Below are 22,611 nucleotides of genomic sequence, written 5' to 3'. Positions count from 1 at the left end.
CGTAAAAATTTCGGCTAAAAAATCAGCATTTCGCTGGCGAACAGGGCGTCGTCGCTTACACTTACAGTATCAACACAAACCGGAACCTCCACCACGTGCTCGATATGAGGGGTGTTGACGTCGGGGGAAACCCTCCTGTAATCAGCGGGATAGAGCGAAAGACAAAGACCGGAAACAAACTAAAGCGCCCTTAGCGGCGCTTTAGTTTTAGGTGAACTCAGCCCGATGGCCGAATGCATGTTAATCATCTTCAAGCAGCCGGGCACCCGTCCCGTGTTCGCCAAGCCTGTCGCCTGGATTTCGCAGCGGACAGTCGCTACGCGATAAACAGCCGCAGCCGATACAACCGTCCAGCTCATCGCGCAACGCCACCAGCGTATGAATACGTCGGTCTAACTCTTCGCGCCACTGCGATGAGAGCTGCTTCCACTCTTTCGCGCTTAACGTATGCCCTTCCGGCAAGATACCAAACGCGTCGCCGATAGTTGCCAGCGGGATGCCGATACGCTGGGCGATCTTGATAATCGCGACATAACGCAACACGTCACGCTTGTATCGCCGTTGGTTACCGCTATTACGGATACTGGTAATTAGCCCTTTGCTTTCATAGAAGTGCAAGGCGGACACAGCAACACCGCTACGTTTCGCAACTTCCCCCGGCGTCAGTAAGGCTTTTAAACGGGGAGATTTTTTTTCCATAAATCGCTTTACCTCAAGTTAACTTGAGGAATTATACTCGCCCGCAGACAAAACGACGAATCGAATACTGTTTAAGAGGCAACAATATGTCGCATCAGCAGATAATTCAGACCCTTATCGAATGGATTGATGAACATATCGACCAACCGCTAAACATTGATGTGGTGGCAAAAAAATCGGGCTACTCCAAGTGGTATTTGCAGCGGATGTTTCGTACGGTAACGCATCAAACATTAGGCGAGTATATTCGCCAGCGCCGTCTCCTGTTGGCGGCCGTTGAGCTACGAACGACCGAGCGCCCGATTTTTGATATCGCGATGGATCTGGGCTATGTATCGCAGCAAACCTTCTCGCGTGTATTCCGCCGCGAGTTCGATCGCACTCCCAGCGATTACCGTCACCGCCTGTAGGGCCTCTGCCCGCGTATCGTCAGAGGCGCGGGCGTTTGTTGTAGCCAGGCGATGAATTCCTGCGGCGGTAACGCCTTCGCAAAGTGCCATCCCTGACAATACTGAACGCCGCGTTTTAGCAACCAGCTAACCTGTTCAGCCGTTTCAACCCCCTCAGCAATGATTTTTAGCCGCAAACTTTGCGCCATTTCAATAATATGTTCCACAATCAAATGGCTGGCGCTATTAGTGGTTAGCGTATCGACAAAAGATTTATCAATTTTTAAAAGGTCGACATTTAATGAGTACAGGTTATGCAAGTTCGAATAGCCGGTACCAAAGTCATCAATTGCCACCTCGTATCCCGCCTGGCGAAACGCCTGAATAATCGGCGTCATTTTAGGCACATCAATAAATCCGCGCTCAGTCACTTCAACCTTTATCTGTTGCGCAAGCACTGAATGCTGACGCGTTTTTTCATGAATCATCACAATTAGCCGGGAAGAGAGAAAATCAGCGGCAGAGAGATTGATAGAGACATAAAGATGCGGGTGCGCGGCCAGAAAACCACCTAAATCATTAAATACCTCTTCGACGACATAATCGGTGATCTGCTCAATCATCCCCTCTTTTTCCGCCAGCGGAATAAATTCGCACGGGCTCATCACCGGACCGTGATAGCCCGGCCAACGCAATAGCGCTTCGGCACCTACACATGTCCCGTTTCGGATATCAATGATCGGCTGATAATGAAGGCAAAGCTGGTGCCTGGTAATGGCCCGTTGCAATAATCGACGCGGTGAGTAATATGCCTGCCGGGATCGTGACCACATAAATAAGACGATAATGCTACAGATGATCCCTAACGGTAGCGTTAACGTAAGCTGATGAAAGAGGTTCTGGTAAAAGCGTTGCTTTGAGGTTGACACAATCGCGGCAACCGGTCGTTTTGCTGATTTAACCAGAGTATAAAAACGCTCACCCTGTTGGAACACAGGTTCACTCCGTCGTACCAAAGGTAATAGCTGATCAGCCTGCGCCTGTTCACTCAGGGAGAAAAAGGTGTTGGTCACCGTATCATACATTCCCCAGGCCAACGCCGGATCGTCTGACATCACCTCGCTATAAGATAAGGGATTGATAACCGCGACATAGTTTCCCCGCTGCATATATGTCATTTTATAACCGTTGAAAAAAGGCGTATCACGATAGTAATAAATAGCGATGTCAGGCTTTCGTTTATAGTCAGCGCGGGGAATAAAATAAGGACTTGTTGGCGTCATAACCGTAGAGCATAGAAAACGCTGGCCCTTAGCATAAATCAACTCATTAATGTACAAACGACCGCGGATAATATTCAGCATTCGCTGTTGATGGGCTGGCGTACAGGCTTGCCCCTGATATTGTTCAGCGGCATCGCGGGCTAAATCTGCTTGCAGGATAACCCGCTCCGTTTTATCTAATACCGACTGCGCAAATGAATGTAACTGATTTCTGGTTTCAGAGACTGCCCGGATATGAGCAAACCAGATCGCCAGCAATACAGGAAGTAACACCACAATGATCGTTCCGAGAAATCTCAACACCTTGCGTCGTGTGCTTTGACTCATTTTCAGCCTATTTCCCTGCATTATTTGTGACTATTGTTGGCAAAATAAGACGTGAACCAAACGGAGGTTTACGGTGCATGAATTTATCAATATTAGCAACAGACTTTTACCGATCAACATTTACCATTAATAACTACGCGCAATCTCTTTCGCATACCAGGCAGGACACTAAATATTTTTGATAATATCAGATTTATACTCAAGTAAACGATGGGGTATACATCTTTACTCCTTTCTTTTGATAAATAACTTGATATTTTTATCAGGTCTGAATTTCACGAAAAAAAATAAAAGAGTAGTAATAATACATCTTTGCTTTCCGACAGTTTCTCTACGGACGCGTAGAAGTCACACAAAAAATACGGTTATAAAACGCACAAAAAATACATTGCCGATCTGGCGAACAAGCTGGTTTTTGTGATATAGTTCACAAAAACAATGAAATAGAAACAATGTTTCATTCGATGTTGATGTGACGTCCGTCGATAGCCAGAATATCCCATGCTTCCCGGGAGCAACGCCGCGCTGTCCTGGACAAAGGTCTATTCAGAGGAAATGTTTCATGGCTGCCATAACCACTGGTGTCGTTCTTCTCCGTTGGCAACTACTGAGCGCCGTGCTCATGTTTTTAGCCAGCACGCTCAATATCCGTTTCCGTAAATCAGATTATATTGGTCTGGCGGTGATCAGTAGCGGTCTGGGCGTAGTATCCGCCTGCTGGTTTGCCACCGGTTTACTCGGTATTACCATGATGGATCTCGCTGCGATCTGGCATAACATTGAAGCCGTAATGGTCGAAACGATGAGCCAGACCCCGCCAGAATGGCCGATGGTGCTGACCTGATAGGCTATCGCTGCCGCTGAAGTCGCCCACCGGTTATCTCAACGCGGAATCGCGCGCCAGGGGTAGCCTTGCGAACTATCACGTCCCTCGCATTGCCGTTGATGAGGGCCGTCAGGTGTGGTTATCCAAAAATGGCAAGTGGAATAGCCCTAACAGAATCGAGCTAAACTTATTGAAGACGTTGCCGACTCGTTAAATGACAAAAAAGACCCGTTTGTGCAACGGGTCTTTTTTATTAAATAGTACCACCTGATAACAGCGACAAGCGCTGCTTATTTTACATTAATAATTTATCCGGAGAACAATCACGGATTATTTTTCCACCTTTCATTACCAAGACCCGGTCAAAATACTTTATCAGGTATCGACGATGCGTCACCATGATCAACGTTTTCCCATGAATAAACTCATCTAAGTTATCAAAAATTTGCTTCTCGGTATTCTCATCCAGATTTGATGTTGGTTCATCCCATAAAAAGACGCTGGCGTCACTACTCAGACTACGTGCTAATAATAACTGCTGCTGCTGTCCGGATGACAGGTTTTTAGCCATAAAATTCACCGGAAACTTCAGCCCCATAGGATGTTGCAAGATAAAACCACAGTTCGCCAGCTGAAGCGCCTTGAGTACCCGGCCCCTGTCGTTTTGCGGTTTTAACGCGAAATTACTTTCAATGGTTCCGGTGAATAAAACATCATGTGTCGTCACCACGCTTAAATGCTGAGAAAAAAAGTTCTGCGATAAATGTCCTAAGTTATATCCATCATATAAAATGGCACCGTCTGTTGGCGAAAGGTAGCCAGATAGCATTCCCAGTAATGAGCTTTTTCCTGCTCCGCATTCGCCTACCACCGCGACACGTTGCCCCGCAGGTATGTCTATAGACAGTCGGTTAATAATCATCGGAGATTGAGCATCATACTGATAACTCACACCCCGGATAGAGATATCGCCATTGCACTTTGATATTGACTGTAATGCCGGTGTTTTTTCTGCCTGATCTTCATCAAAAAAAGAAAGCAGATCCTTACCGGTTTTTTCTGCTGATAAAATAGAGATTAATGTAGAAGAAAAATTCGAAATGATCCCGGAAATACGACCAGAGACAATGACAGATGAAACAATTGCGCCAGTAGTAACATCACCCTTGATTACCATAAAAAAGGCTATTACCATAATAGTTATTTGGGTAATAGATGACATACTCCCCAATATAGATTGATAGATAAGATTTAATTTCCTTATCTTCAGGTTAAGATACGACTGTTCATTTGATGTATTAACCCAATCAAAAAGTAAACCTTGATTATTTAAGGTATGGATCATTTTAATAGATAAGAAAACTTCTGAGATAAAAATATTCCTGTTCTTCTGTCCTTCTTTTTGTTTGTTCATTAACTCATTAGTATAATGGTGGTTAACGAGGGAAATAATAATAGAGACGATAAACATGGTAACAGGTACAATAACGACCAGACCTAAATTTACATATATAACAATGAGAAATATAATAAATATTGGAATATCGGCTATACGTTGAAAGATCGAGTTTAATAAAACGGGTTTAATTTTCTGAAACTCATTCCATAGCACAAATGCTGATGACATGGATCTGCCATTTTTCTTTTTACTATAAAGTACCGCTTCAAGAAATGCGATATCAATATCGACGTCATCCTGCCTTGCTGTGATAGACTGATAAATATCTTTCGAAGTACGAAGGATAAACTCAAAAACAATAAATACAGCAACAATTATAGCCACGCCAAATAAAGATGAAACCGAAGCACTTGGAACAAGCTTATCATAGAACAGATTACTAAATACTGGGATAGTTAACGCAAAAATTGCCATAAAAAGAGATGAAAAGAAGTATTTAGTATAAAAAATCTTGTTCATCGATAAAGAGTTTTTTATGATATTTTTTACTCTTATACTATCAACAACTTTATTTAAAGGTAGTATACTAAATGCAGATAACTCTTTTAAATATTCATCTTCAATTTCAACATAACAGAGTTCACCGCGCGCGTTTACCAACTTTATTTTTTGCCCGCCGCTCACACACACCATCCACTTCATTTCTGGTGTTAATAGTAAAATCGGCATAGGCTCATTTAGTAAATCCTCACCATTATTAAATAATATATCCTGTAGAGAAAGCCCTAACGACAAAAAGAAATTCTTCATTTGTATAGAGTCATCAGTGTTATTTCTGTCGTACTTTTTAAATCTTAAATTTATATCATCCTCTTTGATATCAATTTTTATGTTGAATTTTTTAGACACTATAGATAATGCCGTTTCCGCACTTAAATAATAAGGTTCTAGTTTTTTATCCATAAGTAAACCCCCTCACCCAAAGGTGAGGGGCCTCCGTTATTATGCGTGTTCTTCTTGATTATCTACAGGTAGCGTAACTTCATTAACGGCGAAAACATCAATAGCGCCGTTATTGTTGTGCCCTACAGAACTCGTGGAAGGGGAATCATTAATATCATCCTCGGTCTTTCCTCTTGCATTCATTGCGTTCACAATATCCGCCGAGGAGTGATCGACTGAGAATGTTTTTTCCTTAATCAGGAAATCATCGTCCTTATCAATGAATTTCACGTCCATAGTATATTCACCATCTTCCAAAGATAGCGGAACTTCGAATATTGCTTTCTGGTTAGTTATCGGCAGAGTAAACTCTTCTCCTTCAAACATAACACTGACATTAACAATATTCTCAGGTACTGATATTTCAAAAGAAGGTGTCTGACTAATTGAACGATCTATTTCATCCCCAGAGTCAGCGTTTAACAATGTAATACTATAGGCTGTCTCCTTCACCACGCTTTCTTCCGCCGCAGACGGCACTGTACGAAGATGCGTAGCGCTTTCGGCATTCACTGTTTCAGACTCCGGTGGAGTAACCGCTGTTGGCGTGGCGTCATCGCTCGCATCGTCATGCTGGCTATCCGCTGTTACCGTCACCGTTGAGTCAACCGTCACCTCCAGCGAAGCAGATTGCAGTGAGTTCCCCGCGCGATCCACCACCGTCACGCTCAGCGTGTAGGTACCATCATTCCAGGCGGCTGGCGGCGTGAAGGTCCAGCCATCCGCGCCTTGCGTCGCCTGATAGGTGTCTGTCACGCCATTATGCGTCACGTTTACAGTCACCCCGGTCACATCAGCATCAATATGCTGCAGCGTGAACTTAGGCTGGGTGTGATTGTGATTCGTCACGTTATCGCTGTCTGAAGCGCCATTGTCTTCACCTGCTGCCAGCGCAATCTCCGGCACGGTCAGCGTACTGTCGATCGTAACGGTAATGGGTAACGAGTTTTTCTGATTACCCGCGGCATCGCTTGCGATTACCGATATCGTATAGGAACCATCAGCTAACGGTGTACCTGGCGTAAAGAACCAAACGCCATCGGCATTTTTTTCAGCATTATATACGGTCCCATTGATATCGACCTGAACGACCACAACATCGCTTTCCAGATTCCCGATAATAAAGGTAGGCTGATTATCTCGCGTAATATTATCGCCCGCCGTACCACTGTCTGAGTCTGGAGATAATGAAATAACAGGAGTCTCTTTCATGATATCGAGAGAGACATCATCACTCCGGTTACCAATCGCATCCACACTCGTAATGGTAAACTTCCCTTCCGATGGATACGGGATCGCCATACTCCATTTACCATTATCAGGAACGGTTAACGTATAAGTATTCCCATTACTATCGGTTATTATTAGCTGAGATTTGGCTTCCGCCGTCCCCTGCATAATAATTAGATCGTTGACAATATCTGAATACGTTACGACCGGAGCGTTTGGCGGCGTTCGATCAATAAATATTTCATGTACCTCTTCCTTACGGTTGCCTGCGTTATCCTCAATACTCAACGTGATATCGTATTTCCCTTCCGGAAGCTGATCGGTCGATAACTCCCACTGCCCATTAGCCGCAACGACAGCGGTTGCCAGCGTGACCCCTGCCACGATTAATGATACCGTAGCGCCAATTTCCCCCATACCTCTCATGGTAATAGTGGAGCTATTACTCCACCAGTCCGTTTTCGATGATGATTTATTGTCATCAAGCTCGCTGGTAAATACCTGGATATGCGTATCGACCCAAATGGAATACTTTTCCTGATTTACGTTACCAGCACGGTCCGTAGATTTAACAGTGATATCCAGCTGGCCTTCTGTGAAATAAAGCGGGTTCACCGGCATCTGCCAGTGGCCTTTGTCATTAACCCAAACTTCCCCCACATTTAAGCCATTAATGATGATTTCTATTTTGCTATTGGGCTCGGCACTGCCACTAAACAATAAGTTACGTGTCGTGTCCGTTATATATATTTTGCCATCACTACCGGTCATCTCTGCTAACGTTTGTCCGCCGATAGAATCAATAGCGACAGGCGTCGTATTTAAGGTATCGATAGTAAAGTTTAGCGTTTTCGAGGTAGCCGTGTTGCCTGCTTTATCGGTGATAACATAATAAATGCTATGGGAACCATCGCCCAACGGTGACTCAGGTCGATAAACTTGATTTCTGTCGGTCACCGTGATCGTATCGACTAACACCCCATCAATGAAAATCTGAACACTCTGGTTCATTTCTCCATAAATACTAAACGCAGGCCGGGTTTGACTCGTTATACTATCATTACTGAAAATACCGTTATCAGAACCTGCCATCATAACAGGATTATCGATAAACGTACTGGTATCTATCGTGACGAGTAAGCGAGGCGATTCTGCTGTATTACCTGCCGGGTCTTCGGCAACCACTCGGATAGAATATTCACCATCTTTTAACGCATTATCAAACTGATAGGACCAGGTTCCATCTTCAAGCACAAGAACATTTGCCACGATCTTTTCATCCACATAAATATGGATTGTGGCTCCCGCTTCTGCGGTGCCAACTAACACAGGCTTGTTGTGACTAGTAATCAGATCGTCAAGTGAACCAGAGTTGCTCGCATCTTCAAGGTTGAGCGTTGGGAAGTCGGTTGATGAATCGACATCCACGCTATAATCCTTGCTCACTTCAGTGTTGCCAGCAACGTCAGTAATGCTGAAATGAATATTAAACGTACCATCATCTTGCAGCAGTATCGGCGCGCGCCATGTGCCATCAGCCTCAACCATAACAACGTTGACTAATTTACCATCGACAAAGATGCTGACCTGAGAACCAGCCTCCCCGACACCTGAGACTGACAACGCCCGGTTATTAGAGAGGGCCGGTAATGAATCTTCATCAATGTCAAAGACAGCAATTTGAGAATCGATTGTCACGGTTGTAATCGCAGACTCAACCCGGTTACCAGCAGTATCCGTAGCAACAAATTGCACCTGATACTCGCCGTCGGCGCTATTTGCCGGCATGGTATAGCTAATATTACCTGACGAACTCGCCTCTACTGTGCCTTGTAACACACCATTAATATAAACCTGTACCGTCGCGCCGGGATCGGTCATGGCAACCAGTACCGGAGACTTATTATTGGTAATCAGATCATATTTATCACCGCTATTAGTATCCCGACTTAATGAAATATCGCTGATTTCAATCTGCGTATCATGTTCTATCAGAATCTCTTTTTGTTGGCTGTTGCCCGCTTTATCTTCCGATACCACGACAAAGGCATTACTACCTTCACGCAGATCTAATTCTGCGCTCCATCGACCATCATTGCCTACCACCAGGGTAGCAATAACCACTCCCTGCGGATTCCTGATGGTTAAAGTACTTCCGGCTTCGGCAGTACCATCGATGGTGACATGAGATTTATTGGTGATCCAGTCGCCAACTTTGCCACTGTCATCAGCTTCGCGTAATACCACGGTTAACGGCGAAATTACCGTATCCAGTATCACATTCTGCGGACCAAACTCTCTGATATTGCCGGCAACGTCTTCAACTTTAAACGTTAATTCATAATTACCGTCATTACCCAAAGCGGGTAATACTACGCCCCAGTGTCCTGCGCCTGTCGTATAAGCAATCGCTTTTTCAACGCCATTCACAAAGATAGTGATTTTGCTGTTTGGCTCACTGGTGCCGCCAATCTCCGGCGTCACCGTGTTGATATATCCGCCCTCATGCATTCCAGATATATTCCATACCAGTTCAGCAACCTCGGTATCGATAGTGACATCAACGGCGGTAGAACGCAGTTCGCTATTATCGCGAGGGTTGACGATACCCACCTGGACGACATAATGGCCATCTTTCATTTCCGATAACTGGAAAGTATATCGACCCGCTGTATCCGCTGTCGCCTCGCCGACCTTCACGCCATCCACATAAATACTCACAATCGTATTAGGTAACGTGCTCCCAATCAGGGTCGGCGTTTTATTATTCGTCGTAAAGTCTCCTAAGGCACCACTATCGCTCTCCTCGCTGAGCTTTATGGTTGGAGGCGTGACATCAATAACAGGTATTACTACAGGAAAGTCGACCTGCGACGATTCATTACCCGCTTTATCTTTGGCAACAATGCTCACAACATAGGAGCCTGGCGCTAATACTGATGGCGGCGTCCAACTCCATTCGCCATTCGCATTGGCGTTTGCGGAGCCGACCACTTTCCCATCCCACTGAATCATAATCGTCGAGAACGCTTCGGCAAACCCTTTGAACTCAGGACGCAGGCTGGTTGCTTCATGCTGATCATCAATAGATGGATCCGAAAGGCGAATGGTGGGATCGATCGTAACCGTATCGATAGTGAATCTTTCCTGCGTTTGCGCAGTATTTCCCGCGACATCTGTTGCGACGACGTTGATGGTATACATGCCATCCGGCAGTATATTCGGCGTCACACTCCAGTTGCCATCAGCGCCAACCGTAATCGTTTGTTTTAAAACCTCCCGACCTGACTTATCGTCAACAATGGTAATCACCAGTTTCGCATTGGGCTCTGCAGTACCTTCGAATTTGGGATTTTGCTTATTCGTAAGGTTATCGCTATTGGAATTTCCGGTATCAGACGCTGGCTCCATTCTGACACTGACGCTTGTCGTGGTATCAATGGTAAAGGGCAGCTTAGTTTCAGAAGTATTTCCGGCAATATCTCTGAAGACAACAACGGCTTCATATACGCCATCGTTTAACGCAACGGGAACCTGGAATTCCCAGAGGTTATTGCCATTTGCCGTAACCGGATAAGAAACGCCGTTAATTCTGATTACAACAGTATCAATATCGGCGGGTACATTGCCAATAACGAAACGTGGTTTAGTGACACTCGTAATATTATCAACAGCGCTTTCGCCAGTATCATCCGCATCCAGCAAATCAATACTGGGATCAGAAACAATAGTGTCTATTGTGAATGATACCTCTTTGCTAATTTTATTACCTGCGATATCTTCAGCCACTATTTCTATTTTGTAAGTTCCATCCACTAACGGTGTATCAGGGGTAAACAGCCATTTATTACCTGCCCCCTGAGTCAGTGTGCTGGATTTCCCGTTTAAAATTACCGTCACGCTCTGCAGCGGTTCTCTGGCTGAAATTTCAAAACGTGGAGAGGTAATATTCGTAATACCATCCGTAGAATCCTTTCCGGCGTCGTCCAGCATCACGACGCTCAGGCCGTCAATCTGCGTATCCACGGTGAAGCCCAGCGTGGAATTTGCCGTATTCCCTGCCCGATCCGTCGCCTGGACATGGAGAGTATAATGACCATCAGGCAATGCGCTACCTGCAGTAAATTCCCACTGCCCGGCCGCATTTTTACTGATGGGCGTCCAGTTTACGCCATCGAAAGAAACCAGCACCGATGTCACATCATCAGGCGTTGCAATTTCAAAAGAGGGACGGGTAGCATTGGTGACATTATCGTGATCGTTGACGCCGCTATCTGTTGTTAACGTAACACTGTCAATCTGAACCTGCGTGTCGATTTCAATCTTCAGTTCGGCCGATGTTTTGGTATTACCAGCAATATCCGTTACGGTAACAGAGATCGTATGCTGACCGTCAGACAGCGGTTGATCCGGCGTAAAGGTTAAATTCCCCCCTGTGTTTTCAATGGTGTAATCCCGACCATCAATATGAACCACAATGTGTGATACATCATTATCGACATTACCGATAATAAACACCGGTTTGTTAATCCTGGTAAGATTATCATTAGTATCATCACCAGTATCATGGGTGGGATCGAGTACAATTGTCGGCTCTCGCAGAGTCGTATCAATCGTAAACTGCAGCGTTTCTTGCGCAACGTTGCCGGCGATATCAGTCACATCAACCAAGAGAGTGTGTTGCCCATCAGGTAATGCCGAACCGACATTAAATATCCAGCGGCCATCCCCTCCTTTTGTGAGTTCAATCCAATTAGCGGCGTTATCGATTTTAACGCGCACATGGGTAATATCATCAGCGGTAACAATACTAAACTGCGGCTTGTCGACTTTGGTAATGTTATCTACATCGCTATCACCGCTATCTGTAACCAACGTGACGCTTTCAATTTCAGCCGTCGTATCTATCACAACAGGTAATGGTTTCGATGTCGCGGTATTTCCGGCCTTATCTTCAACCGTAACGGTAATATTATAAGAACCATCCGGAATGGCATTGCCTGGCGTAAATTGCCAACCAGCCCCAACCTTAGTCGCGTTATAATCATGACCATCAATCGTCACCACGACTTTGATAACATCGGGGTCAACATTACCAATCGTAAAGGTGGGTCGTGAAATATTAGTGATATTATCGGCTGTATTCGCTCCGGTATCTTGTCCTGCGTCTAAAGCAATAGTCGGAACCTGTATATTAGTATCGATATTAAATACTAAATCTTTATTCGCAATATTACCTGCCTCATCCGTGGCCTCTACGCGAAGGGTATATGTGCCGTCAACCAGAGTATTCGGGCTGTCAAAAATCCACTGTCCGTCGGCATTTTTGCGTATCACATTCCAGTTAGCGCCACCATCCAGGGTTACGCGTACCTGGACGACATCACCGGGAACGTCAATTCTGAATGACGGTTTGGCAACATTCGTTAATTGATCATTCTGCACGCCAGTATCATTAAGCAATACGATATTGTTAATGGTTGTCGTGGTGTCAATACGCACCTCAAACGGCGCAGACTCTTTTACATTCCCCGCCAGATCTTCCACCACAACGGCTAACTGATATGAGCCATCAGCCCAGCTCGCAGAAGGCGTAAAGCGCCATTGACCATTGGTGAATACCGCCGCTTCCTCGTGCGTTTTACCGTTGTAAGTTACTTTGACCATCACGCGCGTAACGTCAGAATCAACCTGGCGTATGTCGAACACAGGCCGATCGTGATTGGTGAGGCGATCGCCAACAGTACCGCTATCTTCGCCAGCTGCCAGTTCAATCACCGGCGTAGTCAACGTACCGTCTATCGTCACCTTTAAAGGCGCGGATGTTTGCTGGTTGCCTGCCACATCTGTTACCGTCACGGTGAATGTGTAGCTACCGTCCGCCAAAGCAGAATCCGGTCGATAGCGCCAGCCGTCGGCTGATTCGGTGAGTACCACCGTTTTAAACGTGCCGTTATGCTCAATACTCAATTCCACGTGTCGAACATCTTTATCGATACTCCCCAACACAAATACTGGCTGAGTGACGCTGGTCAGATTATCGTTCTTATTCTGTCCGGTATCCTGATCGGGCGCCAGCTCAATGGTTGGCGTCATCAACGTGATGTCGATAGTGAAATTGAGCGTCTCCGTCATCTTATTACCCGCACCGTCAGTCACTTCCACGGTCAGGGTATGCTGTCCCTCTGGCATATCCGTCGGCCAGGTGTAATCCCAAATGCCAGCCGTCGAACTCTTGATTGCGGTAACCCAGGTCGTGCCGCCGTCAATACTCAGAAGAACCTTTTCCACATCATCCGGTACCGAGATCTGGAACTGCGGACGCACATGTTTTGTCACATTATCGCCAGGGACGCCGCTATCGTTGACTAATTCAATATGATCAATGGCTATTTGCGTATCCACTGTCACCGTCAGCGGCGTAGACGGACGCGTATTTCCCGCCCGATCCTCCACTGTCACCGTCAGCGTATAATCACCGTCGCCCCACGGCGCTGGCGGTGTAAAGCTCCAGCCTCCAGCCCCCTGTGTCGCGGTAAACGAGGTTGTCGTTCCATTATGCGTGACGCTGACTGTAACGTTGATAACATCCGAATCGATATTCTGCAGAATAAAGGTCGGTCGGGTGCGATTGGTCATATCATCGCCAGGCGTACCGGTATCATCCGTGCTATCCAGCGCAATAGTCGGCGTCGACAACCGGGTGTCGATGAAAAATTCAAGCGTTTGCGTCGCCGTATTGCCCGCTCTGTCGGTGACCATGACGGTTAGGGTGTGTTTTCCATCGCCCATATCCGTTGGCCAGGTATAGCCCCAGACGCCTTCAATACCCTGCGCCGCGCTCACCCAGTTTGCGCCCCCATCAATGCTCAGTTGCACAGAATTCACATCCGCCGGCACCGTGATCTCAAACTGCGGACGGGTGCTGTTAGTTAGATTGTCATCAGGCACGCCATGATCATTGACCAATGTAATATCAGTAATGCTGGTTTGCGTATCTACCGTCACTATCAGCGGCGTGGACTGACGAACGTTTCCTGCGTTATCCGTTACCTCTACCGTCAGTGTATAGCTACCGTCCGCCCAGTCAGCATCTGGCGTAAAGCGCCACTGTCCTCCAACCTGGGTTAGTGTCACTTCCTGGCTATTGCCGCCCTGTGTGATCCGCAAAATGACCGATTGCGCATCGGCGTCAATATTGCCAATGGTAAAGCCCGGCCTTTTGACGCTCGTAATATGATCGCCAATGGCACCTGTATCGTCCCTGCTATCCATAGTGATGGTAGGCGTTGACAGCCGGGTATCAATGGTAAAATCGAGCGTCTGCGTCGTCTTATTTCCCGCCTTATCGGTCGCTTCTACCGTCAGGGTATGTAGCCCGTCGGTCACATCTTTCGGCCAGGTGTAATCCCAGATCCCTGCCGTGCCCTGTGTTGCACGAACCCACGTATTACCGCCGTCGATACTCAGACGTACCTCGTTGACATCCCCTGGCACCGTGACGCGGAAGTGTGGACGAACGTCATTGGTCAGGTTGTCGCCGGGAATACCGTTATCATTAACCAGTTCAATAACATCAATGGTGATTTGGGTATCAACCGTGACCGTCAGCGGCGCTGAGTATTTTACGTTCCCCGCATCATCCTCCACCCTCACCGTCAGCATATAGTCGCCATCTGCCCATGTGCCGGTCGGTGTCACGCTCCAGATGCCGGTCGCGCCTTTGGTGGCCGTCAGCACTTCTTTCGTGCCGCCATACTGCACCTCAACCGTGACATACCGCGCGTCTGCGTCAATATTGCCCAGTATAAACGTCGGCTTATTCGCGTTGGTCAGGTTATCGCCTTTTGTTCCGCTGTCGTCCGTGCTGTCCAGCACGATAGTCGGTTCTGACAGTAGGGTATCGATGATGAAGTCCAGTTTCTGCGTCGTCTGGTTTCCCGCCTTGTCGGTCGCCTCCACTGTCAGGGTATGCTTCCCCTCTCCCACATCAGCCAGCCAGGTATAATCCCAGACGCCCGGCGTCGCGCTCTGGGTAGCGTTGAACCACGTCTTGCCGCCGTCAATGCTCAGGCGTACCTCGTTGACATCCGTCGGTACCTTCACCTGGAAGTGCGGACGCACGTTATTAGTCAGATTATCGTCAGGAATACCGCTGTCATTGACCAGTTCAATGTTATTAATGGCGATTTGCGTGTCCACCGTCACCGTCAGTGATGCAGAATGGCTGGTGTTCCCCGCTTTATCTTCGACTGACACACTCAGGGTATAATCGCCCGCTCCCCATGATGTCGGCGGCGTAAAGGTCCATCCGCCTGCGTCTTTAGTCGCGTCAAATGTGGTGGTGACGCCGCCATGCTCTACGCTGACCGTAACGCGAACGGCATCATCATCAATATGTTGCAGGTTAAATGTCGGCTGGGTGCGATTGGTCATGTTATCGCCCTGGATGCCGGTGTCGTCCGCGCTATCCAGTACGATGACCGGCGTCGACAGCGTGGTATCAATAGTGAAGTGGAGTGTCTCCGTCACCGTATTACCCGCATTGTCAGTCGCTTTCACATTCAGCGTATAGTCGCCATCCGGCACGGTGCCCGGCCAGGTATAATTCCAGACGCCCGGCGTCGCGCTCTGTGTCGCCTTAACCCAGGTTACGCCACCATCAATGCTCAGACTGACTTCGTTAACGTCCCCCGGTACCGTCACGCGGAACTGCGGATGGGCGTCGTTAGTCATATTATCGCCGGGAATACCGTTATCATTAACCAGTTCAATAGCATCAATGGTGATTTGGGTATCAACAGTGACTGTTAGCGACGCTGAGTGTTTTTCGTTCCCCGCATCATCCTCCACCCTCACTGTCAGCGTATAGTCGCCATCAGCCCATGTGCCGGTCGGTGTTACGCTCCAGTTGCCGGTCGCGTCTTTGGTGGCCGTCAGCACTTCTTTCGTGCCGCCATGCTGCACCTCAACCGTGACATACCGCGCGTCTGCGTCAATATTGCCCAGTAAAAACGTCGGCTTATTTACGTTGGTCAGGTTATCACCTTTTGTTCCGCTGTCGTCCGTGTTGTCCAGCACGATAGTCGGCTCTGACAGTAGGGTATCGATGATGAAGTCCAGTTGCTGCGTCGTTTTGTTTCCCGCCTTGTCGGTCGCCTCCACTGTCAGGGTATGCTTCCCCTCTCCCACATCAGCCAGCCAGGTATAATCCCAGACACCCGGCGTCGCGCTCTGGGTCGCGTTGAACCACGTCTTGCCGCCGTCAATGCTCAGGCGCACCACGTTGACATCAGTCGGTACCGTCACCTGGAAGTGCGGACGCACGTTATTAGTCAGATTATCGTCGGGAATACCGCTGTCATTGACCAGTTCAATATGGTCAATGGCGATTTGCGTATCGATGGTGACCGTCAACGGCGCTGAGTGGCGAATATTACCCGCCTCATCTTTCACCGTTACCGTCAGCGTATAGTCGCCATCAGTCCACGCGCTGCCGGGTACAAAACGCCACTGCCCGTTAGTCTGCGTCAGCTCCACCTCCTCGCTGTGACCATCGCGCATCACCTGCACGACGACCTGAGTCACGTCAGAATCAATACCGCCGATAATAAAACCCGGCGTTTTAACGTTAGTCTTATTATCGTTGGCGGTGCCGCTATCATCTGCGCTATCCAGCGTGATGGTCGGTGTCGACAATGTGGTATCAATGATAAAATTGAGCGTTTCCGTCGCCGTGTTGCCTGCAACATCGGTTGCTTTCACTGTCAGGGTATACGTATTTTCGACCAGATCTGTCGGCCATATATACTCCCAAACGCCGTCAGACGTCAGCGTTGCGTTAACCCAGTTGATGCCGCCATCAAGACTCAGTTGCACAGAGTTCACGTCCGTCGGTACCGTAATATGAAACTGTGGACGTGCTTCATTGGTCAGGTTATCCCCGACAATACCCGTGTCATTAAGAAGCTCAATGCGATCAATAGACGTTTGCGTATCGATAGTCACCGTCAGCGGCGCAGAATAATTTGTATTACCCGCCTTATCTTCTACCTTTACCGTCAACGTATAGTCGCCATCGGTCCAGGCTGCGCCCGGCGTAAAGCGCCACACACCGCCGTTCTTAATCAACTCTATCTGTTGGTTCTTACCATCATGCGCCACCGTCACCACCACTTTGGTCACGTCGGCGTCGATATTACCGAGGGTAAAGCCTGGCATCTTAACGTTGGTGATGTTATCGCCAGCGGCGCTATCATCCGCGCTGTCCAGGGTAATAGTCGGTTCTGACAGCAGGGTATCGATGATGAAGTCCAGTTTCTGCGTCGTTTTGTTTCCCGCCTTGTCGGACGCTTCCACCATCAGGGTGTGAGGGCCGTTAGCCACATTCGTCAGCCAGGTGTAATCCCAGACGCCCGACGTCGCGCTCTGCGTGGCGTCAAACCACGTTTTGCCGCCATCAATACTCAGTCTTACACCGTTAACATCCGCCGGTACTGTCACCTGAAAGTGCGGGCGCGCTTCATTGGTCAGATTATCGCCGGGGATACCGCTGTCGTTAACCAGTTCAATACGGTCAATGGCGATATGCGTGTCTACTGTCACCGTCAACGGCGCGGACTGCTTCACATTTCCGGCCCTATCTTCTACCTTCACCGTCAGGATATAGTCGCCGTCCGCCCAGTCGCTGGTCGGCGCAAAGCGCCACTGTCCGCCGGTCTGAACCAGTGGCACCTCCTGTTTAATGCCATTGTGCATTACCTCCACTATCACCCGGCTGACATCGGTATCAATATTGTTGAGGGTAAAGCCCGGCGTTTTAACATTGGTGATATTATCGCCCGCGATGCCGCTGTCATCTGCGCTGTCCAGCGAGAGGGTCGGCACAGACAGAGTGGTATCGATGGTGAAATCAAGTTCCTGCGTCGTCTTGTTTCCCGCCTTGTCGGTCGCCTCTACCGTCAGGGTATAGCCTCCGTCGGCCACATCATCCGGCCAGATATAATCCCAAGCGCCCGGCGTCGCGCTCTGGGTAGCGTTGAACCACGTCTTGCCGCCGTCAATGCTCAGGCGCACCACGTTGACATCCGTCGGTACCGTCACCTGGAAGTGCGGACGCACGTTATTAGTCAGATTATCGTTGGGAATACCGCTGTCATTGACCAGTTCAATGTTATTAATGGCGATTTGCGTGTCCACCGTCACCGTCAACGATGCAGAATGGCTGGTGTTCCCCGCTTTATCTTCGACTGACACACTCAGGGTATAATCACCATCCGCCCACGCCCCTGTCGGCGTAAAGCTCCATCCGCCTGTGCCTTTCGTGGCGTCAAATGTGGTGGTGACGCCGCCATGCTCCACGCTGACCGTAACGCGAACGGCATCATCATCAATATGCTGCAGGGCAAATGTCGGCTGGGTGCTATTCGTCATGTTATCGCCCTGGATGCCGGTGTCGTCCGCGCTATCCAGTACGATGACCGGCACTGACAGCGTGGTATCCACCGCGAAATCGATGGTCTTCGTCACTGTATTGCCTGCTTTATCAGTCGCTTCCACCGTTAGCGTGTATTGACCATCTGCCAGGTCTGTCGGCCAGATATACTCCCAGCTTCCTGCCACGCCCGGAGTTGCCTGAACCCACGAATTACCACCGTCAATGCTCAGACGGACTTCATTGACATCCGTAGGTACCGTCACACGAAAGTGGGGACGGTCGTCGTTGGTCATATTATCGCCTTTCACGCCGCTATCGTTGACCAGTTCCACCCCATCAATGGCGATTTGGGTATCGATAACGACCGTCAGCGGCGCTGAGTAGTTGGTATTTCCTGCCTTATCTTCTACTTTCACCGTTAACGTGTAGCTGCCATCCGCCCACGTATTCCCTGGTATAAATAACCAACTACCATTGAGGTGGGAAAGTTCGATCTCTTCGCTCACGCCATTGTGCATCACCTGTACGACGACCCGATGCGCATCAGCATCAACACCGGAAATAGCAAAACCTGGCTTATTGATATTGGTCAGGTTATCGCCTGTAACCCCCGTATCATCCTTAGAAAGCAGGGAAATCACCGGCGTTGATACTGTGGTATCGATAGTAAAATCGAATACCGCGCTGTTCGCTTTATTACCCGCAATGTCCTCAACCTTGACATAAACCTGATGCAAGCCTTCCGTTAAATCTGAAGTAAAGGTATAGGCCCATGAACCATCAGGTTGTTGCGTGGCAACACCGATCTGCGTATCAGACGCGGCATCCCATACCTGAACACTGATAATGTCCGGATCAATATCTTTTAGGTGCAAGGTAGGTTTAACGATATTCGTTAAATTATCATCTGCAATTCCCGAATCTGAATCCGGGCTCAATGAAACTATCGGTATTGAAATAGCAGTATCGACGCTAATTAAGAAAGGATCCGAATGAGCAATGTTGCCAGCGATATCTTCAACTGAAGCGGTTATTCTATGATCGCCATCAACCAAACCTTGATCGGCTTTCAGGGTATACTCCCATCTGCCATCTTTATTTGTTCTGACCTCAGCGATCAGTGCGCCATCAATATAGAGTTTAACCGTTGAATAGGGTGCAGCGGTTCCTGTCAGTGCAGGATTCTTTTCATTAATAATATGGTCTGTATTATCAACCCCCGTATCGTTGACCAACTCTATTGTTGGTTTTTGCGTTTGCGTTACGATTTGGAAATTATACGCTGATGAGGAGGCAGTATTACCGGCAATATCTTCTACCTTTACCGTTACGTCATGCGAGCCATCAGATAACGCTGTGGTAAATTGAAAATTCCATACACCATCATCGCCAGCAATAGCCTCACCACTTAACACACCGTCAACATAGATGGAAACCTTAGCATTAGCTTCAGCCATCCCGGTAAACAACGGCGTATTAATTTTAGTAATCATATCGCCTTTAACGCCAGAGTCAGCGCTATCATGCAACATAACAGTAGGGATCGGCGTAAAGCTATCAATGGTAAGCTGATAATCTACAGATGACGTTCTTCCTAAAGGATCGATGGATTCAACCGTAATCTTATAAACATTGTCAGACAGATTTCGGGAAATATCAAAATTCCAGTTACCGTCTGCATCCGCAGTCGTCACGCCTATCGTTTTACCATCGATAAGGATATTTACGGTAGCAAACCTATCAGCTGTTCCCAGTAATGTCAGAGCATTATGTTTATTGGTAATCCAGTCGCCTTTTGCACCGGAATCATCACTGGCATCGAGTTCCGCTTTTGGAGGTACAACTTCAGTTTGAATAGTAAAAGAATATTTAACAGTAGAGGATTTATTACCGGCGGCATCCTGAGAGATGATTTCAATATCATAGGCGCCCTGAAGAAATTTATTACTAAACTGATAATTCCAGGTCCCGTTTGAGTCAACCTCAATGCTGTCATATAATTTACCATCTCGCATCAATAAGATGGTAGACTTTGGCTCTGCCGTACCGACTAAAGCCGGTAAATCATTCCCTGATAAAATTATACCATTCGGTAAAACAACAAAGTCCTCCAAAGAAACCGTCGGAGGTACAGGGGCAATAGTATCGATAACGTAACTAAAGGAAAAATCCTTTTTGTTGCCAGCGACATCTTCAACAGTGAACGTAAGATTGTTAATCCCTTCCACTGAGTCGGAAGTGAAATTGAATGTCCATTCGCCCTTGTCATTCGCTTTAAAAATAACCTCTTCGCCAGTCTCACTATTTATGACACTGATAATAGCATTTGGCTCAGTTTTACCTGTAAAGGTTGGGCGAGTATTGTTAGTAACGTTATCGCCGACAATACCGCTATCATCAGTCGTTTCAATCTCAGCGCTGAAATAGCTGATACGGGTATCAATAGTAAAAGGCAGATTTGCCGTCGCAGAGGTATGCCCGGCAATATCAGTAGCTGTTGCTGTTATATTGTATTCGCCATCCTTGAGCGGCGTAGTAAGCGTATAGCTCCATGTCCCATCTTTAGCAACAATGACCTCACCAAGATGTTTAAGCCCAAGATAAATAGAGACTGTAGAACCAGGTTCCGCCACACCAATAAATGTTGGCAGAGTGCTATTTGTAATGTTGTCATTTTTAATGCCGGAATCACTACTATCATCCAGCTCAATCGTCGGCTTTTCCGGAGGAATGGTGTCGGTTATGATACTATCCGTCGTTTCGTTTTTATTACCTGCTTTATCTACAGCAACGACTTTTATACTATTTTCGCCCTCAGATAATTCATTATCCTTAAATTCATAACTCCAGTTTCCATCTTTATCGACATCAACGCTGGCAACCAGTTTATTATCTACATAAATGTCAACCTTAGCATTCTCTTCCGCCGTACCAACAATTGAAGGCGTCAAGGTCGGCGTTAAGCCCTTATGACCGGACACACTACTTTCAGGCGAAAGTTCAAATGTTGGCTTATCGGTAACGGAATCGATAGTAATGACAAGTTTGGCGCTACCGCTCCCATCAGCAGTCTTGGCCTCTGCCTCCAGATTGTATGTTCCATCAGTCAATGTTTCAGGCGCTGTAAAGGTGAAGTTACCCAAACTATCCGCTACAGCCTGACCGACAGCAATACCATTAATTTTAATAATGACCGTGGCATTGGGAGCAGTGCTACCTACAAACTGAGGTTTGGTAAAATTAGTTATACTATCATCTTTGCTACCGCTGTTACTTTCGGCCGCAAGCGCTAATGTGACTTTAAGCGGCTCTTTAACAGACTCGGCATCGAGCTTATTTTCCTCATTTTTACTGCTATTACTTTTGCCAGTACTGGTATTTTTATTAATAGGTTGAGGAAGAACTTTTTCAGCATCGTTCTGTTTAGAAGCCTGCGTTGCTTTAGCCTGTGTATTTTGCTGGGAAGCATCGCTTTGCTGAGCCAAATTGTCTTTTGCTACATTGTCAGCCAAAAAGTTCTGCAGCATTTCTTCAATTTGCTTTGACGAGTTCTGTACTTCAAACGCTTCATTGAGCGCTTTTTCTGCTGCCTCCTTAGCTTTCTCTGCTTCTTCCTTCGCCTTATCAGCTTCTTTCTTTGCGTTTTCAGCATCGTCAAGCTGCTTTTTTAATTCCTCTTCTTCCTTCTTATTTCGTCGTTTGCCATTACCTTTCTTTTCTACCTGAGCAGAATCAACCAATGAGCTGTCAATTCTCTCCAGTTGAATATCTTTTAAATCTACGCTGCCCAGAATTTTAGCGCCGGTAATAGTCTTATCTTTAAATTTAACAGCGAGGTTATTGCCTTTGATACTTGAATAAAGAGCGCCATTGACAATGATCACTGAACCACGCGGCGTGGTAATGTTCATGTCTGGCCCGGAAAGAGAAACTTTTGCGCCTTTGGCATTACCCAAAGAAGATAAATCAATTACAGAATTTTGATCGGCAAAAAACTTTTGTATGCTTTTATTTCCCAT

Annotated in this window: 6 protein-coding genes; 2 read left to right on the top strand and 4 right to left on the bottom strand. The window is 47.2% G+C overall.

The features are described from left to right. Positions 1 to 240 precede the first annotated feature (240 nt). Positions 241 to 699: a redox-sensitive transcriptional activator SoxR gene (soxR, locus tag J4613_RS06425; RefSeq protein ID WP_000412686.1), complete on the bottom strand. Its 459-nt coding sequence runs from the start codon at positions 697 to 699 to the stop codon at positions 241 to 243. An 86-nt stretch (positions 700 to 785) separates the two neighbouring features. Here soxR and soxS point away from each other — a divergent pair, with 86 nt between their 5' ends. Then, complete coding sequence (gene soxS, locus J4613_RS06420; RefSeq protein ID WP_000019483.1) at positions 786 to 1,109, top strand: superoxide response transcriptional regulator SoxS; 324 nt, start codon at positions 786 to 788, stop codon at positions 1,107 to 1,109. Here the strand turns inward: soxS and J4613_RS06415 are convergent. Further along, positions 1,097 to 2,698: an EAL domain-containing protein gene (locus tag J4613_RS06415; RefSeq protein ID WP_111742513.1), complete on the bottom strand. Its 1,602-nt coding sequence runs from the start codon at positions 2,696 to 2,698 to the stop codon at positions 1,097 to 1,099. The genes soxS and J4613_RS06415 overlap by 13 nt on opposite strands. A gap of 562 nt (positions 2,699 to 3,260) precedes the next feature. Between J4613_RS06415 and J4613_RS06410 the strand changes: the two genes are divergently transcribed. Beyond that, the gene (locus tag J4613_RS06410; RefSeq protein ID WP_000719058.1) at positions 3,261 to 3,542 is read left to right on the top strand and encodes a YjcB family protein; all 282 of its coding nucleotides are present in this window, start codon (positions 3,261 to 3,263) and stop codon (positions 3,540 to 3,542) included. Between the two features lie 277 nt (positions 3,543 to 3,819). On the opposite strand, the gene siiF is transcribed toward J4613_RS06410, so the two are convergent. Together siiF and siiE are read right to left on the bottom strand one after the other, a co-directional pair. Further along, positions 3,820 to 5,886, bottom strand: coding sequence for an SPI-4 type I secretion system protein SiiF (gene siiF, locus J4613_RS06405; protein ID WP_000358578.1), 2,067 nt, complete (start codon positions 5,884 to 5,886; stop codon positions 3,820 to 3,822). A gap of 39 nt (positions 5,887 to 5,925) precedes the next feature. Further along, complete coding sequence (gene siiE / locus J4613_RS06400) at positions 5,926 to 22,611, bottom strand: non-fimbrial adhesin SiiE (RefSeq protein WP_111742514.1); 16,686 nt, start codon at positions 22,609 to 22,611, stop codon at positions 5,926 to 5,928.

This window comes from Salmonella sp. 32020114201800008SM, from assembly GCF_017572025.1.
Classification (GTDB): domain Bacteria; phylum Pseudomonadota; class Gammaproteobacteria; order Enterobacterales; family Enterobacteriaceae; genus Salmonella; species Salmonella enterica.
This window is presented reverse-complemented; position numbering and strand designations above follow the sequence as displayed.

Excerpts from the sequence above, each read along its gene's own strand:
- soxR (WP_000412686.1), bottom strand. The coding sequence starts at position 699 with ATGGAAAAAAAATCTCCCCGTTTAAAAGCCTTACTGACGCCGGGGGAA.
- soxS (WP_000019483.1), top strand. The coding sequence starts at position 786 with ATGTCGCATCAGCAGATAATTCAGACCCTTATCGAATGGATTGATGAA.
- J4613_RS06415 (WP_111742513.1), bottom strand. The coding sequence starts at position 2,698 with ATGAGTCAAAGCACACGACGCAAGGTGTTGAGATTTCTCGGAACGATC.
- J4613_RS06410 (WP_000719058.1), top strand. The coding sequence starts at position 3,261 with ATGGCTGCCATAACCACTGGTGTCGTTCTTCTCCGTTGGCAACTACTG.
- siiF (WP_000358578.1), bottom strand. The coding sequence starts at position 5,886 with ATGGATAAAAAACTAGAACCTTATTATTTAAGTGCGGAAACGGCATTA.
- siiE (WP_111742514.1), bottom strand. The coding sequence starts at position 22,611 with ATGGGAAATAAAAGCATACAAAAGTTTTTTGCCGATCAAAATTCTGTA.